Origin of the sequence: Paraburkholderia panacisoli (assembly GCF_008369935.1) — a bacterium.
Taxonomy (GTDB): Bacteria; Pseudomonadota; Gammaproteobacteria; order Burkholderiales; family Burkholderiaceae; genus Paraburkholderia; species Paraburkholderia panacisoli.
In genome coordinates this window covers 309234-325251 of the sequence record NZ_VTUZ01000006.1, presented here as the reverse complement: position 1 = coordinate 325251, position 16018 = coordinate 309234, and the positions used below count along the sequence as shown (strand labels likewise).

Annotated in this window: 13 protein-coding genes and 1 pseudogene; 12 read left to right on the top strand and 2 right to left on the bottom strand. The window is 59.0% G+C overall.

Annotation, left to right across the window (positions count from 1 at the left end):
• Window positions 1-483 precede the first annotated feature (483 nt).
• Complete coding sequence (locus tag FVF58_RS12115) at window positions 484-1476, top strand: hypothetical protein (protein ID WP_149670136.1); 993 nt, start codon at window positions 484-486, stop codon at window positions 1474-1476.
• A gap of 924 nt (window positions 1477-2400) precedes the next feature.
• Here the strand turns inward: FVF58_RS12115 and FVF58_RS12110 are convergent.
• A complete protein-coding gene (locus FVF58_RS12110) occupies window positions 2401-2913 on the bottom strand; it encodes a hypothetical protein (RefSeq protein ID WP_149670135.1) in 513 nt (170 codons plus the stop codon).
• Between the two features lie 443 nt (window positions 2914-3356).
• On the opposite strand from FVF58_RS12110, the gene FVF58_RS12105 reads away from it, so the two are divergent.
• The 4 genes from FVF58_RS12105 to FVF58_RS12090 all read left to right on the top strand — a co-directional run bounded on the left by FVF58_RS12105 (window position 3357) and on the right by FVF58_RS12090 (window position 7490).
• Complete coding sequence (locus FVF58_RS12105) at window positions 3357-4841, top strand: M23 family metallopeptidase (RefSeq protein WP_149670134.1); 1485 nt, start codon at window positions 3357-3359, stop codon at window positions 4839-4841.
• A gap of 498 nt (window positions 4842-5339) precedes the next feature.
• A complete protein-coding gene (locus FVF58_RS12100) occupies window positions 5340-5690 on the top strand; it encodes a hypothetical protein (RefSeq protein ID WP_149670133.1) in 351 nt (116 codons plus the stop codon).
• A 175-nt stretch (window positions 5691-5865) separates the two neighbouring features.
• Window positions 5866-6999, top strand: a complete 1134-nt coding sequence (locus FVF58_RS12095) for a sensor histidine kinase (RefSeq protein ID WP_188130798.1) — start codon at window positions 5866-5868, stop codon at window positions 6997-6999.
• Window positions 7000-7106: 107 nt separating this feature from the next.
• Entirely contained in the window at window positions 7107-7490 is a 384-nt protein-coding gene (locus FVF58_RS12090; protein ID WP_149670132.1) for a response regulator, read from the top strand.
• 304 nt (window positions 7491-7794) lie between these two features.
• Here FVF58_RS12090 and FVF58_RS12085 read toward each other — a convergent pair whose 3' ends face one another.
• Window positions 7795-8196 (bottom strand): hypothetical protein, encoded by a 402-nt coding sequence (locus tag FVF58_RS12085; protein ID WP_188130797.1) that lies wholly within the window; start codon window positions 8194-8196, stop codon window positions 7795-7797.
• 1076 nt (window positions 8197-9272) lie between these two features.
• On the opposite strand from FVF58_RS12085, the gene FVF58_RS12080 reads away from it, so the two are divergent.
• From FVF58_RS12080 to FVF58_RS12050, 7 genes and pseudogenes are all read left to right on the top strand, one after another.
• On the top strand, window positions 9273-9992 hold the full coding sequence (locus FVF58_RS12080) for a Crp/Fnr family transcriptional regulator (protein WP_149670131.1): 720 nt from the start codon (window positions 9273-9275) through the stop codon (window positions 9990-9992).
• Window positions 9993-10396: 404 nt separating this feature from the next.
• Entirely contained in the window at window positions 10397-10861 is a 465-nt protein-coding gene (gene tnpA, locus FVF58_RS12075) for an IS66-like element accessory protein TnpA (RefSeq protein ID WP_149670130.1), read from the top strand.
• Complete coding sequence (gene tnpB, locus FVF58_RS12070; RefSeq protein WP_188130796.1) at window positions 10861-11214, top strand: IS66 family insertion sequence element accessory protein TnpB; 354 nt, start codon at window positions 10861-10863, stop codon at window positions 11212-11214. The genes tnpA and tnpB overlap by 1 nt, the downstream gene beginning before the upstream one ends.
• 101 nt (window positions 11215-11315) lie before the next feature.
• Window positions 11316-12650 (top strand): annotated as a pseudogene (tnpC, locus tag FVF58_RS12065) (IS66 family transposase); the annotation flags it as partial.
• Between the two features lie 160 nt (window positions 12651-12810).
• A complete protein-coding gene (locus FVF58_RS12060; protein ID WP_149670128.1) occupies window positions 12811-14043 on the top strand; it encodes a site-specific integrase in 1233 nt (410 codons plus the stop codon).
• On the top strand, window positions 14040-14987 hold the full coding sequence (locus FVF58_RS12055) for a tyrosine-type recombinase/integrase (RefSeq protein WP_149670127.1): 948 nt from the start codon (window positions 14040-14042) through the stop codon (window positions 14985-14987). The genes FVF58_RS12060 and FVF58_RS12055 overlap by 4 nt, the downstream gene beginning before the upstream one ends.
• Window positions 14984-15979: a tyrosine-type recombinase/integrase gene (locus FVF58_RS12050; RefSeq protein WP_149670126.1), complete on the top strand. Its 996-nt coding sequence runs from the start codon at window positions 14984-14986 to the stop codon at window positions 15977-15979. The genes FVF58_RS12055 and FVF58_RS12050 overlap by 4 nt, the downstream gene beginning before the upstream one ends.
• The last annotated feature ends 39 nt before the right edge of the window (window positions 15980-16018 follow it).

Sequence of the window (16018 nt, the reverse complement as noted above, 5' to 3'; positions counted from 1 at the left end):
GGCCGCAAATGAAATTTGTGGCCACGCCCGGCATCCTGTCCTAGGTTTCAGGGTTCAGATTGTAGATTAAATGAAGATGGAATGGAGATGAATATGACATTAGATGTATATTAACAAAAGGCGGACCGGTGGCGGGTTCGTTATAGTCTGTCGACGGCGGTTGGATAAACCGGCCAGTGATACATGATTCAACTCAAGCATAATGATGAATAACCTACCGGTTATTTATGCACCAGTTATACATTACTAGTGCATTAACAGACGCACCAGTTTATGCACGCGTTATTCATTCTTCACATGCTTTAAAGACGGTTCAAGGACGATGTTGATGCTCGAAGGCGTCGAAACATCGTTGCTATTCATCGCGTTGAAGATGTTTGATGCATCATTTGTTGCCTTGTTTTTTGAAAGAACCGCCAGGTGAATGATATTTTGCAGAGCGGGCAGACAGGCGCGAGACCAATTCACTTCAAAGAGACAACCATGACGGTAATCAGAAAACCGACGAGAAAAATCGGCCTGATCGACATGCACGCGATCGGCATCGTCCTTGAAGTAGCGGCGGTGGCCGTTGAGCCTGAGGAATACAGCTATCGGACGGTGTTCAGAAAAACGATGCCGAAGCTGTATGTCATGCGGCAACACGGCATGTCTTTCCGGCAGCTTCATCGGCTCCTCCACCAGGCAGGCTTTCCAATCGCGCTTACGACACTACGGACGTACTACAGCAAATGCCTGCTCGAGATGCGTGGTGAGTGTGAGCAGTACCTCAGGAAGCTGGACAGGGTCATGAAGGGCGCGGGAAAAGCCGCAAACGTCGACCTCGCGCAACTTCGCGCAGCAAAAACGGCTGTCCGGAGCGCCGTGACCGCAGAGGAAAACACCGGAGCGGCCGCGGCGATCAGGGCATTTGCTACGTTCGATACCACAGCAGGCGGAGCCACGGTGGCCCCGGCGCCAGCAACACGGGAAGCCGCGGCGCCGCCGCGGTCGCCCGAACCGTCGACAGGACCGGAGCTATCCCCGGCCAGCGCACCCGCGCACTGCAAACCCCAACCGCCGGTGGTTGCGGTTGTTGCGCCGGTCGCCGCCCCTGCCGCACCTTCGCGCGCCACGAGGGCCGCAAGGCAGGCGCACCAGCCGCTCCGTGCGGCAGGCGCACCCGGTTCGCCTCACTGCCTCACAGCCCCGAGTGAGGCCCAGATTGAAGTTCTCGATGGCTTACCGCCTGAGGCGCTGTCCGATGCCCTGCTCGAACACCCGGCGATTCCCGCCCTGATGCTTACCCGCGCCCAACGCCTGTTTGTCGGACGGCTGGAATACCGCGATGCCGCGGGATCACCCTGTCTCGAGAAAGGGACGGAAATGATGAACCGGAGGGAATGGAAGCCCGCGGTGCCGCCGTCTGTGGGCAGAACCAGCGGCGACTTTGTTGAATTCGACACAACGATCATTGGACGACGCAAGACCCGCTGAGACATCCGGCACCGTGGCAGCAAAGGTTGACGGATGCCGGCCCCGCGCCCACGAAACATCAGGAGCGTGGGCGATACCCCGATAGTGACCCGGCCTTGCCAATCCGGCCGAACGCACCAAAACCCTGCCAGCTGGGGCTTTCAGGCCAAATCCCTGGTGGTCCTTGAGGCTTCCGTCAGCCGTCCGGCTTGAACCTGAGCGTTGGCCCGACATGCACGCAATCTTTCCGCCTAAAATTGCGATTCAGCCTGAAAACCCCTGCCAGACTGCGCTTCACAGCCAGACGGACCGTTCAGATCTGGCGGTTTCACGCCTGTTTTCCGTGTGTGGGTATCGGGACATCGCCCATGCTATCGGGGTATGGCCCACGCCCTCGCGCGACATCCGGCAAACGCCACCGCAGCGTGCCGCCCTTTCGCTACACTGCCTGCTCGCAACCAGCCCTCTTCGAAGCCCGGCCATGACACACGACAAAGACCTGCGGCCCGATTTCCTCGCCTCACTCGATTCGCTGGCCTCCGTGCCGGCGACGTCTGGTCACCGGGCAGGCATGCCGGACAGGGACGTCGGTTCGCGCACCGACACAGGTGAGGGAGGCAACAGCCTCCCGGCTGTCAGAGACAACCTCCCTGTCGCCAGTGAACAGGCGATTACAGGGGACCACGCGGCCGGATGACCGGAAGATCCTAGCGCGGTGCGAGGCGCTCGGACTGCCGCTTCTGAAAGCGGTGCAGCTTGCGGTTGCCAGTGATCCGGCCGACCCGAATGCGCTGCTTCGCCTGCTGGACCTCGATTTTCAGACCGGTGAGCCGGTCCAGCGCAGCAGGCCACAGCGCTCGCTGTGGATGGCTGCACAGACCTCCAGCGTGAGCTATCGGGGCACGCTGGCCGCTAGTGTCGCGCTGCCGACGTCCGACGGCAGCGCTAGGAAATGTTGAATTTCTTGAAAAACGTATCCCAATAAGCGATCGCAGCTGTGAATACTTCGTCTGCTCGCTTTCGGTCGCCGCTTAATAGCTCGACTTTCAGAACGCTCCTCGACAGTGCCATCGCTGTTGCAGCTCTGGCACTGATATCGGTGACTTGCACGCGCCGCTGGTAACTCGAATCCTTGTCCAGTGTTAGGTGCTTCGAACCTGTCGCAATCTCAAAGCAGATAGCCAGTGCGTCGGATTCTTGCCTGATAAGGCTGTGCAAATCATTGAAAGTATGCAACCCGAGATCCTTCAGATTCCCGCAATTGTTGGGATTAAACTTTTTCCATACCCAATCCGCAACGTGCCACACGGTAATGGCGAAATTCATCCCATGATCACTTATAAGATCGTTGTCGTCCGGAGATGACTCGGCGGCCCGCAACCGGCGCAGTTCACGCTTAGCCTTTTCAAGCATATCGACGGGAGTTTTGATTTCAAACGAAAGTAATGAAGTTTTCACTGGGCAGTCTCTCTGTTCGCGAACCAGGCCGCTCCCGAAAGGAAGGATAGGTTCTTCGCCGTTAGATGCAAGCGCAGCGCAGCGTCATCTGGGTCGTTTGAAGCAGTCCGGTTGCAGCGACAGGCGAGTCGCGGCCATCTAGAGTCATTCGCTGGCATCGTACAGCCGACATTCGGGCGTCGTAGTTCGCACAGTACCGGTCGTTGGTGCGGACGACTCTCGCCGCGTCCGGTATCTGGTATCGCTCCGCGGAGATCTGCGCCATCTCGGCACCACAGCACGAGACCGCTGGCGATCCACTCCCGGGCCTCGGCCAGCTCAGAACGCACTGGTCGCTGTGACAGCTAGGACGCTCGGCCGGCATGCATTGACACTTACTGAGTACTTCCTCTGTGAACGCTCTTGTCACCTATACTTGCTTTGCGTGACTTCGGTCGAACTCGATGTTGAATATGCACTGTGTCGGCAAAACGAGAACGCCGCAGATGCGGCGGGTTCGGCGCCTGCTAATCGCCGAGGTCATTGTTTTCGCCGGGGGGCTGGCAACGTCGGCATTCACGGAAGACTTGCTTCCGCCTGCACTCGTAGCTTTCGACACAGATAGGGAAGGCATTGACGGTGCCACTCGTTTAGCTGCTTGGCTAGGCATCTTTTACATCGTGTCCTCGTTCTGTTCCAGTGCAGCACTCTACTTCGCCGTTCCCTACGCGCGTGCGTTTTACGTCGCTTCGACTTGTCTTGGCGTAGTCTTGCTTCCCCTGTTAGGACCGTATGCAAGCGCGGGATGGAGCGATCTCCTCGACGCTCTAGGATCACTAATATCCGGGGCCATTATTGCAATGGTCTACACGTCTCCTACGAAAGAGTGTTTTGGAGGTGGGCGAAAACCGCCTACTCCGGCGTTGGTGCTCCTAGTGCTGGGAGTTGCGGCTGCTGCAGGTATGCAGCCGGGTGTAGTACGTTTGGCTGAGGGAAAGCCCCTGATCCGCGGAAGCGTGGGCAAATTTCTTCATAAATCAGGCATCGAAATAAACAAAGGAGCAATAGCGGTAGGTGGAGGAGTTGAACATCTAGGTGGCGAGATCGGGAAGTTTGCCAACAAAAAAGGAACCGAGATAGAGAAAGGACTCTGCAGCCTTTTTACTGCGGGCGGCTCAGACAGCGGATCTGCAGGTTGCGGGGTCAGCGTTGGCGCGGGCGTCGATGAAAAGGGCCCATATACCTACGATCCGGCGAAGCCAGACGAGAGATATCACGGCAATGAGACTTCCGGGGATCCGAAGACAGCTGAACTGATAAAAGGTGCAGATTATCTACGACAGGTACCGATAGAAACGTGGGAGTACGAGGATAATGACGTTTATGGTATCCGCCGATTCGTTCCACCGGATACCGTAATTGGCGAGGCTTGGCCGGATGCCGCCAAAGAGTTGAAGCCGCCGACGCAATCCGGAGCGGTTCGTCAGTGCGGCCACGAAGGTTGCGGGGGGTTCCTTGCAACACGACCTGCAACAAGCGGAGGTGGCCTGCGTTTTCACGCTGGCGTAGATTTCTTGACCAAGCCAGGGGATCCGATTTACTCGCCGATGAATGGATGGGTGGAGAGGCCTAAGAATCCCGGGCGTCCTCATATGACCGGCCTATTGATCAAGAACTCCGCGGGCTATGAAGCGTCTATCTTTTACGTGCAACCCTCAAAAGCGATACTTGACTCGTTTTCGAAAGGCGTAGCTCCCGATGGCATTTCAAAGCGATACCCGGTTAAGGCGGGGGAGACGATTATCGGTTATGCACAGGACCTCCATGTAGACTATCCCGCAGGCGTCCCCAATCATGTCCACTTGTCGTTGACTGATCCAAGCGGACGGCCGGTAGCACCCGACGGAGTGACGCGTATAAAGAAAACTCCAGCGTCGCCTGCCCACTGACGGCGCACTCTGCTTCGTTACCGCAGTATGGCGAATGCACGTTATGGTGACTTGGAAGAAGTGGGCATCGTTAGCTGGACCGAGGGTGATATTCGTCAACCGCGCGCCCCGTCCTAGGCCTTTTGCGACATGTCCGGTTCTTCGGGGATATGATGCGCCGCCCGAAACACCGTACGAATGGCCGTTCCAGTCCGCAACGTGCCATCGCCCTCGCATCTGGTCGACCGGCAGCAACGGGTCGGCTACGGTCGGACGCGCAATGCCGAGCCCGGGTGTTCAGGCGTGCGGGACGTCAGGCAGGCTTCGGCCATGAACGGTCGGTCATCATCAAGGAGCGAACGGCTGCTATGAATGCTCTACCGGGCGCTCGTTGATCCAAGCGTGCGCCGCCGGATCCTATATGAACGTCAAGCACGGCCGTCTTTCCACGCGCCCCAGTACTCGCGAGTTGCCGTAGACTGGGAGCTTGCACCCACCCAGCGCGGCACCGGACGATAGATGACCAAACCGAGCAAACTTGATGACGAAGCCCGTGCCGAACTGCTCTCCTATCTGGTGGTGGGGCAACTGGTTGCGCGAGCGCGTACGGGCAGTTGGCTGCGAACCGATCATCGTGTGGAGCTGCTGAATATCTGGTTTAACGGTAATGGAGCAGAGGCCGACTGGCTGGAGGGCGCGTACCTTAGTCCTTTGTCGGAGAAAGTCGCGCTGGATTTTGCCGGGCGCCCCAACTTCGCTGACTCAGCCTCGCTTGCTAAACTGTTCACGGACGGCTGGCGAATGGACTATCGTTCGCCGAACGTCTGGAATATCCGCGCGGCTTGTAAAGACGAGCTGAAAACAGGTTAACTGCGTGCCGCGTTCGATCGCTTTGTCGCGAACGCCGAAAAGAAGTACCTGGACCCGCATAGCGCGTAAAATGTACAGGTAGTTACTACTCTAATGAGTCTGTAAGTCTGCGGCGCCCGGCAGCGCCGGCGGGTGATTTGCGAAAATGCCGGAGTAGGCGTCCAGGGGCCGCATCATGATGCACGTTTTTCTGGCGAACAATCGCGATGCCTTGATAGAACGGTGTCGAGCGAAGGTAGCGCAAAGGCCTGCGCGCGAGGCAACTGCGCAGCAACTTCAAAATGGCGTGCCACTGTTCCTGGATCAGCTCATCAGGACACTTCGGATGGAACAGACATCGGCACCCATGAACAGTCGCAAGATTTCTGGTCCTTCGGGTGGCGGGGCATCTTTATCCGAAATCGGCGAGACAGCGGCGCAGCACGGGCGGGAGCTGTTGAACCTCGGCTTTTCGGTTGATCAGGTCGTTCACGATTACGGCGACCTATGCCAGGCTATTACAGATCTCGCATTCGAGCGCGACGCTCCGTTTCTGATAGACGAGTTTCGAACCCTGAACCGCTGCCTGGACAATGCCATCGCCGACGCGGTCACGGAATTCAGCTATCAGCGCGATTTCGCCGTCGCGGACAGGCAAGCCGTCCAGATGCATGAGCGACTGGGTTTTTTCGCACATGAACTGCGTAATTTCCTTCAAACCGCCACGCTTGCGTTTACTGCAGCCAAGACCGGAAATTTAAACCTGTCCGGGGCCACGGGGTCGGTTTTGGAGCGGAGCCTGAACGGCTTGCGCGATCTTATCGATCACTCGTTGGACGAGGTTCGGGCGGAAGCTGGAATTTCCTTGCAATCAAGGACGTTTTCCGTTGCGGACTTCATCGCTGAGGTGAAATATGCCGCTGACCTTGTGGCCCAGACTCGTGGATGCGCACTGACGGTTTCTGCTGTGGATTCGCGGCTTGCCTTCAGCGGGGATCGTGACCAGCTTTATTCGGCGGTCGGAAACCTGCTGCAAAATGCCCTTAAGTTTACTCACCACCACACCGAAGTAACGTTGGACGCCTACGCGCTGTCGGATCGCATCCTGATCGATGTGAAGGATCATTGCGGTGGTCTCCCACCCGGTGATGCGGAAAGGATGTTTCTGCCGTTCACCCAGAACGGCGAGGATAGAACCGGACTGGGGCTAGGTCTTTCAATCGCGAGGCGTAATGTTGAGGCCAACAACGGTATTTTGAGCGTCCGCGACCTGCCGGGCACCGGCTGCGTCTTCACCATTACTCTGCCACGATATGCATTAACGGCATGATGAGTATGGTTTTTGACGGTTCGCCCTATGTGAATCGCGTCAAACCGGCGAGCTGACCCGTATCCGGGACCTTAAATTGCTCATAAGAAAGCAACTAGGGGAAGCGAATGTCCATCGCTGAGGCCGCACGCCTGCTCATCGCTGACGACGATCCAGATATGCTGGCGGGGTACGCACTGTTTTTTTGTGATCGGGGTTTTGAAATCCGGACCGCCAGGAACGGTGCTGACGCGTTCGCCGAATACTGCATATGGTATCCGGCCGCAGTGTTGCTCGACATCGAAATGCCGCATCTCGACGGCCGCGCGGTGGCGATAGCGATCCGACGTGTTCAGGCGACACCTGCGCCGCTGCTTGTGGCGGTGAGTGGTCTATCGTTGCCATTTGAGCGGGCTGAGTCGATGCGCGCCGGATTTGATCACTATTTCGTGAAACCGGTTCTGCTGCCGATCATCCTGGCTTCTATTAACCATGGGCTTGCTCCGCATTGAATAGCGAATCCTGTGATCGAGGCCATCATCGGACTCAGTTGCGGCCAGGAACAGTCATTCGACATGGGCACTTGGATCGTCAATCCATATCGGATCATTGACCACCTTTGATATAGCATCGCGAGGGAGGCGCTCCACGTTGCCACCCGCCGATTTATACGCCGCCCCGATGTTTGCATAGTGCACGCTAGCTCCTCTAGCCTGTGCTGAGTGACTTGATCGTCACGCGCGACTACCCAGGTGGTGGAAGCGATTGACGCTCCGATACAGCATTGCGCAACCTTCGCGAACCGGTCGGCCGCGGTTATTCACTTTTAAACCAGCGAGCCGCGGCGTCCGCAGTGTCCTCGGGTCGCGTATTGAACGCGATGGACGCATTAGGAGCACATTTGTGCACGGTATTGACGAGAGTCTCGAAGAGCATCAAGCTCTTTGGCGGAATGCGTATCCCGCCGCCAATCACAACGCAATCGTAAGTTGCGGTTGTTAATTGGCGTTCAAGCGCAACGGGGGCGGTTTCGTCTGGTCGCACCAGGCAAAGATCGGCACGCCATCTATGCTCCGCCATTTGCTGCATGGCGACTGAAATCCCGGCATGAATCTTCGCCGCGTCGATCCCCGGCGGTAGCGCAGGGTCCGAGAAGTCGACCGTTTCAGGCTCCTGGCCGACGAACAACACCCGCTTCAAGTCGTGCAATTCGCTCATCATGTTCTCCTAATTCGGTGCCCACGGTTGATGCTGCGCCACAGCAGATGCAAATGCGGTCCGATAGCGTCCAGGGACGCGAACGCCGGCCCGAATCAGTGTCGTTTCCTGAGTTCCGACTGGCGCGCACCTTCGAGGCCGAGACGTTTCTTCGTCCCGGCGGTGAGTCGTGGCCGCGTCTTCGCCTAGTCTGGTCCACACGCGATGGGACCGCGCCGGCCACGCTTCCCACCTGCGACGAAGGTCCTACCTCAATCCGAAATAGCCGAGTACGAACAGAACGATAACCACGGCTCCTACAAGCCAGATGATGTTGTTCATGACACCCTCCATAAGTTCGATACCCCTTCATCAGCCGCGCGACGCGTCGGTCGCGACCAAATGGCAAAAAGTCTTTCGGCATCTGACGTTCTGTCACTAGAAGGGCGTGCCACGTTGCGCCGGTCTCCGACGGTCGCAAATGCTTGCCGCGCGAGAACGGTCCGAAAATCGTTGGTGCGCACAGTCGGTAGCCGTACGTTCTCACGACTGACGGGGTATGTCTGTACGGTGACGGTTAATGACTGCGACCCGAAGCGTCAAATCGCAGTTACGGGGCTATTTGGTGTCGCGCACGAGAATGACGATCGACATTCAGCCCCGAGGAGAATGTCCAGTTGGCTCACCACCAGATGGGGCATGTGCTCCCAACTCGGACTGGTGGAGTACCAGCGGCTGCTCACTGTTGTCCGAAATTAGGCTTAACGACCGACATTCGGCGGCATGTTGCGTATGACCGCAGAGGAGTCGCATGCCGCCAGTCGGCGTCGGACCGGACACGGGCGGCGAGTTCACGCTCAGGCTGCTGATCGTCGAACGGCACGCCACCGTTCGCGACGGCGCATGACCGGATTGTGGCGCGATCTATAATTTAACGGTGCATTGGTGGGATAGCGCGTCCGGCGAAGATTGCCGCTCGCGACGCCGTAGCACGCGCGCCGAGCCGTTGGAGGCATCCATCTTTTTATCCATACTCACCCGTCAGGAAATCGTCAGCGAGAGCAGAGCAGTTCTGGGCGGGCTGCGGAGAGTGGCAAATGTCGGACGAGCGTCATCAAAATGAAAATCACCTGCTAGCGGTGCTGCCTGACGCAGAGTGGGCACGTCTGGTTCCGCACCTGGTACTGGTGGATATGCCGCTGGGCCACGTCGTCTATGAATCCGGGGACCGCCTCAACCACGTCTATTTCCCGACAACCTGTATCGTGTCGCTGCTCTACGTGATGGAGGACGGCGCGTCGGCCGAAATCTCGATCGTCGGCAACGAAGGGATGATCGGTATTGCCCTCTTCATGGGGGGCGAAACCATGCCAAACCGGGCGGTCGTGCAGAGCGCGGGCAAGGCGTATCGACTGGACGCTCTAATTCTGAAAGAAGAATTCCATCGTGCGGGTCCTGTCCAGCGGCTTTTGCTCCGCTATACACAGGCGCTGATCACCCAGATGGCGCAGACCGCCGTGTGTAACCGTCATCATTCGATTGACCAGCAGTTGTGCAGGTGGCTGCTGCTCAGCATCGACCGCCTCTCTTCAAACGAACTGAAGATGACGCAAGAACTGATCGCCAACATGCTGGGCGTGCGCCGGGCCGGCGTGACCGAAGCGGCGATGAAGCTGCAGGACACGGGCTTGATTCGCTATAGTCACGGGCACATTGAGGTGCTGGATAGACTTGGACTCGAAAAGCGCGTGTGCGAGTGCTATGGCGTAGTGAAACGGGAATTCGACCGGCTGCTGCCTGATTTGAAAGCGCTCTAAAAATCCCATCGATGTGCGGCAACGTGAGCGACACTGCTTGCGGCGTGGGCGGATAAATGAGCGGAGTCCAGCGTATGGCTGCTGTACAGCGATGTACCGCCATTCACCGAAAGTATCGCAAGGGCCGCTCAGGGTCGATTTCGGGCGACCGCGTCGGGCAGTGACCGGCCAATGCGCGTCGTTCGACGCTCCGCCAGTCTGGCTCCGCCCGCACCCCTAAGCGGTCACTCACGGATCGACACCGACGCCGGAGGCCTGTCGGCCAAATCAAAGCAGATGCCCTACGCGATTTCCGGGGCGGATCACCGCAAGTGGATCGTAAGCGCTAGTTTTCGCGCACCTGGCTTCTGGATTTGAGAAGGTCCACGATTGCGTCCGCAACCCCAAACTTGCGGACGCAATCCATGATCGAGAATGACCTGACCTTTTTGCCCTTGCGGGTGACACGCGTTGGTGTCGGCGGCAAGCGCAGTTTCGACCCTGCAGACAAGCGGCGACTGGTCGACGCCTGCCTGCAACCAGGCGCATCGCTGTCTGGCCTCGCCCTGAAGGCTGGGGTGAACGCCAACCAGTTGCGCAAATGGGTCGGGCTGCGCGAACAACAAACTGCCTCCGCAAGAGTCAACACTACTGTCGGATTCCCGGCCTTCGTGCCGGTCGTCGCAATCGATGACGCGGCGCCCGTGCCGGCGACGGCACACGTTGCGCGGCCCACGCCTGAACTGGATCGCGAGGACCTGTCGCCACCGGCGACACAGGGTGCACGATTGTCGGCCAGATTGCCCAACGGCGTGATGCTTGAGCTCGAATGTTCAGGACACGATGCCGCACTCGTGAGCGCGATGATTACCGCATTGGGAGCGCGCTGATGTTCCGGTTTGAGGCGGACCTGAAGGTGTTCCTGCATCGTGAGCCGATCGACTTCCGTGCCGGCATCAACAGCCTGGTGGCACTGGTCGAGCAGTCCATGCGACTCGACCCGTTTGCGCGTGCCGTGTTTGCCTTCCACAATCGCAGACGCAACCGGGTCAAGTTACTGTTCTACGAGCGCACCGGCTTCTGGCTGATGCTGCGGCGCCTTGAGCAGGACCACTTCGTCTGGCCACGTCGGTCACAGGCGGTAATCGAGTTGACGACCGAACAACTGCATTGGCTCCTTGAGGGCATTGACGTTGATGCGGTGCGCCGCCATCCATCACGGCGGTACCGCCACGCGAGTTGAACGCCGGGGCGTTCCCGGTAAAACAACGGGGCGCCTGGACGGTTAGACGGTTACAAATTCCCGTAAACCCATCGCACGCAGTTCTTCGCTACCCTGGGAGCATGAACGAAGACGATTTCTCCCGATTGCCGCCGGCCGCCCAGGCCTATATCCGTGAACTCGAGACACGCAACCGGCAACTGGGCGAACGGGTTGCCCAGCTGGAGGAGCAGTTCCGCCTGGCACAGAGCAAGCGCTTCGCGCCGAGCAGCGAGAAACTCGGGGATCGCGTCTTCGACGAGGCCGAACAGATTGCCGCCACCGACGATGATGACGCCGGCGATGTCGAAGACACGGTCGAACTGCCCGATACTGGCCTGCCAGATGTACCCGGGTCGGCACGAAACAGGCCCGGACGCAAACCGTTGCCGGCACACCTGCCACGTCAGCGCGTCGAATACGACCTGCCCGAAGAGCAGAAGGTCTGCCCGAGCTGCGCCCATGCACTTCACCGCATGGGCGAAGAGGTCAGCGAACAGTTGCATATCGAGGTGAAAGCGTCCGTGCTGCAGCACGTGCGCTTCAAGTACGCGTGCCGCCACTGCGAACGCCATGCCGAACGTACGCCGGTGATCACCGCACCGATGCCAGCGCAGCCGTTGCCGGGCAGCAATGCCAGTGCGGCGATGATCGCCACCGTCACCGCAGGAAAGTACGTCGATGGTACGCCGCTGTACCGGATGGCTCACGCGCTCGCGCGCGCAGATATCGAAGTCGGACGTGGCACGCTGGCAAACTGGATCATCCGGCCCGCTGAACTGCATTACAGCCGGCTCTGCGAGGCACTGCGCAGGACGCTGCTGTCGCAGCCATTGATCCATGGCGACGAGACAACAGTGCAGGTGCTCAAGGAACCTGGCAAGGCCGCGCAGAGCACATCGTATATGTGGGTCTACCGCAGTGCCGAAGACTGTGCGCAGCCGGTCGTGCTGTTCGACTATCAGCCTGGGCGGGGGCAGGAACATCCCCAGGCGTTTCTCGCCGGCTATGAAGGCCTGCTGATGACGGACGGATACGCCGCCTGGCGCACGCTCGAAGGTCCAACCCACTTCGGCTGCCTGGCTCACGCCCGTCGAGCCTTCGTCGACGCGCTCAAGGGCATGAAGAAACCCGGCGGCCGTGCCGCGCAGGCACTGCAATACTTCAAGGCGCTGTATCAGGTCGAGGCGCTGGCCAAAGCCGATCTGCCCGAAGGCAAGACGCGCGCTAACTACACATACCAGCTGCGCCAGCAGCACAGCGTGCCACTACTCGAAGCGTTCAGAAAGTGGCTGGACGAGCAGGCGCCGCAGGTCCTGCCAGAAAGCCTGCTGGGCAAGGCGATCTCATATACACGCAACCAGTGGACGTATCTCAGTCGCTACGTGAGCGACGGGCATGCGCCCGTTGACAACAACTGGGTTCATGCCGCTAGCGGCATGAAGAATGTTATGCTGACTCCCCGATTATGCCGCGTCATGCATGCGCGTGACGGTGGGTATGGTCTCTCGTGATTGCTGTGTCGGCATAGCCGTATGATTTCTCAGGCTGGCTATCTAGCTGGCCAGGAGAGATCAAATGAAGGCGACACGCACAGTCAGTGAATCCGGCGGGCTGCCGGCCCGTCACATTGATGCATTTCTTGATCGTCTACGCGCGGCACACTATTCCGAGGTGACGCTTCGCAAGAAGCGAAGAGTCCTGTGTACGTTCTCTGGGTGGATGAAGACCAGGAACATCGACTTGATTGATCTCGATGAGTCTGCCGCGACTCGTTTTATGACGCGCCTGATCGACGCCCCCCGAGACCGCGTCCAGCGCGAGCGTGCCACATTACGGCAGTTCCTCGCCTATCTGCGCGCCGAAGCCATCGTGCGCTCGCCGACGTTGGGCGGCCAATCCGCGATTGCGCACATCTATTGCCGATACCTGGATCATCTGAGGCAGGATCGTGGACTCGCGAAGAACTCGCTGCTTGTCTACGGGCCTTTCATTCGCGACTTTCTCGACAGCCACGCGGCCGGCGACGGAAGTATATTGCCCGATGCATTTGACGCGGTAACGATCCGGAATCACCTTCTTGCCCGCAGCAAAGGGCGGTCGTCGGAGTACACGCGGCTGATGGCAGTTGCGCTTCGTTCGTTCTGCCATTTCCTCTTTCTGCGCGGCGATACGGCACGAGACCTGTGTGAGTCGGTGCCCTCAGTTCGTAAGTGGCGACAGTCAACTGTGCCGACGCTCCTCACGCCTGAGCAGCAAGAGGCTCTTATTGCAACTGCAGACCGGTCGACTCCGTGCGGTCGCCGTGACTACGCAATCCTGCTGTTGCTAGCGCGGCTCGGTCTACGTGCCGGAGAAATCGTCGCAATCGAGCTTGACGACATTCACTGGCGTTCGGGAGAACTCGTCGTTCATGGCAAGGGGCGAATGGTCGAGCATGTCCCCCTTCCATCGGAGGTTGGAGAAGCAATCGCAATTTACCTCCGCGATGGTCGCGGAGCGAGCGCATCGCGGCGCGCCTTTCTTCGCATATGGGCACCTCGGGTTGGTTTGGCTGGACCGGCGGCGATTGGCAAGATTGTTCGTCTGGCCTTCGCGCGTGCCGGTTTCAGCCCCGCGTGCCGGGGCGCCGCACATCTATTCCGTCACGGTCTGGCGACGACGATGATTCGCCACGGTGCCTCGATCGCGGAAATAGCCGAGGTCTTGCGACACCGCTCACAGGACAGTACCGCGATCTATGCAAAGGTCGCGTTTGAGGACCTGCGTGAGATCGCCCGCTCATGGCCCATGGCAGGAGGTGCAATATGACTGCGATCCGCGACTCTCTCGCACGGTACGTGGCGGTCCGCCGTGCTCTCGGGGCGTCATTCTATGAACCTGCGTTGGCACTCGGTCATTTCGTTGATCTTCTGGAACGCGAAGGCGCCGAGTTCATTACCACCGATCTGGCTCTGCGCTGGGCGACTGCTCCCGTACTCGTCGAACGTGCCACCTGGGGGCGGCGCCTCTCCCAAGTCAGAGGATTCGCCAGATGGATGAACGTCATTGACAGTCGAAACCAGATTCCTCCAGCAGGACTCCTGACTGCCCGCAGACGGCGCAATGCCCCGCATATTTACACTGAGCAGGAAATTGACCTGCTTATGACCCAGGCCGCTCAACTGCGCTCCCGAACCGGCATGCGAGCACTGACCTATTCGACGCTCATAGGGCTTCTTGTAGCGACAGGCCTCAGGCCAGGCGAAGCGCTTCGACTCGACCGGTCCGACGTTGACCTCGTTAACGGGATACTCTCCATCCGGGAGTCGAAGTTCGGCAAGTCTCGCTTTGTTCCCGTACAAGAGTCGACCCGGGTGGCACTCGAACACTATGCCCAGAAGCGCGATAAAGTCTATCCTTTACGATTGAGCGAGGCGTTCCTGGTTGGTGAGCGCGGCAACCGGCTGAAGGCCTGCACTACGCGAAGCATGTTCGTCAGAATGTCACGTGCGATCGGTCTGCGATCGGCGGCAGAGGATGGGCGCGATGGTCACGGCCCGCGCCTCCAGGACTTCCGGCATAGCTTCGCGACTGGAAGGCTGGTCGAGTGGTATCGCGCCGGTCTGGACGTAAGTCGGGAATTGCCGAAACTTGCCGCCTACCTCGGGCATGTCAACATCGGTCTTACGTACTGGTACATCGAAGCGGTTCCTGAGTTGCTTGAACTCGCGGCAGCCTATCTCGACAAGAACTGTCCGGGAGAACGGCCGTGAGCGCCGCCGGCCTCCCATCCCTCGTTCAGCGGTTTTTTACCCAGCGCCTGCTCGAGCAGCAAGGTCTGAGTTCGCATACGGTGGCAAGTTACCGTGACACGTTCCGGTTGCTGCTAGCGTTCGCCACGAAGCATATCGGGCGCGCGCCGTCAAAGCTGCGAATCGAGGACTTCGACGTGTCGTTGATCGAGGAATTCCTGCAGCACCTCGAACACGGCAGAGGCAATTCGGTGCGGACACGCAACACGCGGCTTGCCGCCGTGCATGCCTTCTTCCGGTTCGTCGCGGTCAGCGAGCCTGCGTTGTTTCTGCAGTGTCAGCGCATTCTTGCAATTCCATCTAAACGCTGCGAGCACGGCCCTGTTGAGTTTCTGACCGAAAGCGAGGCCGCCGCTCTGGTAGGGGCGCCTGACGTACGAACGTGGATCGGCAACCGCGACCGAACGCTGCTTCTTGTAGCGGTTCAAACGGGTCTGCGCAACAGCGAATTGACCACACTCCGGCGTCAGGATGTGATGCTCGGCACAGGCGCCCACGTCCGTTGCCTTGGCAAAGGCAGAAAGATGAGATGCACTCCGCTGCGACCGGATGTCGTTGCTGTCCTGAAAGAATGGCTGTTGTATCAACCAGGCGAACCAGGTGATCCGGTCTTCCCCAGTTCGCGCGGTGGTCATCTCAGTGCCGATGCTCTTCAGCGACTCGTGTCGCGCAACGCCGAAATCGCGCGTCTCTCGTGCCCCTCGCTGAAGAAAAAATCAATAACGCCTCACACGCTTCGGCACACGGCCGCGATGAGCCTGATGCATCACGGCGTCGACCTAACCGTGATCGCGCTCTGGCTCGGTCACGAGTCCTCCGAGACTACTCAGATCTACTTGCACGCCGACATGCAACTCAAGGAACGCGCGCTCGCGCACGCCACGGCGAGCGGCGTCGCGCCGACACGCTACAAACCTCCAGATCCGTTGCTCGCCTTCCTGGAGGCTCTCTGATAATGCCGACAATCCGAGCGACCGGGAACAGAGATCCGC

Bases quoted from the DNA above. Each gene is read 5' to 3' on its own strand.
- FVF58_RS12115 (WP_149670136.1), top strand. From the start codon at position 484: ATGACGGTAATCAGAAAACCGACGAGAAAAATCGGCCTGATCGACATG.
- FVF58_RS12105 (WP_149670134.1), top strand. From the start codon at position 3,357: ATGTTGAATATGCACTGTGTCGGCAAAACGAGAACGCCGCAGATGCGG.
- FVF58_RS12100 (WP_149670133.1), top strand. From the start codon at position 5,340: ATGACCAAACCGAGCAAACTTGATGACGAAGCCCGTGCCGAACTGCTC.
- FVF58_RS12095 (WP_188130798.1), top strand. From the start codon at position 5,866: ATGATGCACGTTTTTCTGGCGAACAATCGCGATGCCTTGATAGAACGG.
- FVF58_RS12090 (WP_149670132.1), top strand. From the start codon at position 7,107: ATGTCCATCGCTGAGGCCGCACGCCTGCTCATCGCTGACGACGATCCA.
- FVF58_RS12085 (WP_188130797.1), bottom strand. From the start codon at position 8,196: ATGAGCGAATTGCACGACTTGAAGCGGGTGTTGTTCGTCGGCCAGGAG.
- FVF58_RS12080 (WP_149670131.1), top strand. From the start codon at position 9,273: ATGTCGGACGAGCGTCATCAAAATGAAAATCACCTGCTAGCGGTGCTG.
- tnpA (WP_149670130.1), top strand. From the start codon at position 10,397: ATGATCGAGAATGACCTGACCTTTTTGCCCTTGCGGGTGACACGCGTT.
- tnpB (WP_188130796.1), top strand. From the start codon at position 10,861: ATGTTCCGGTTTGAGGCGGACCTGAAGGTGTTCCTGCATCGTGAGCCG.
- FVF58_RS12060 (WP_149670128.1), top strand. From the start codon at position 12,811: ATGAAGGCGACACGCACAGTCAGTGAATCCGGCGGGCTGCCGGCCCGT.
- FVF58_RS12055 (WP_149670127.1), top strand. From the start codon at position 14,040: ATGACTGCGATCCGCGACTCTCTCGCACGGTACGTGGCGGTCCGCCGT.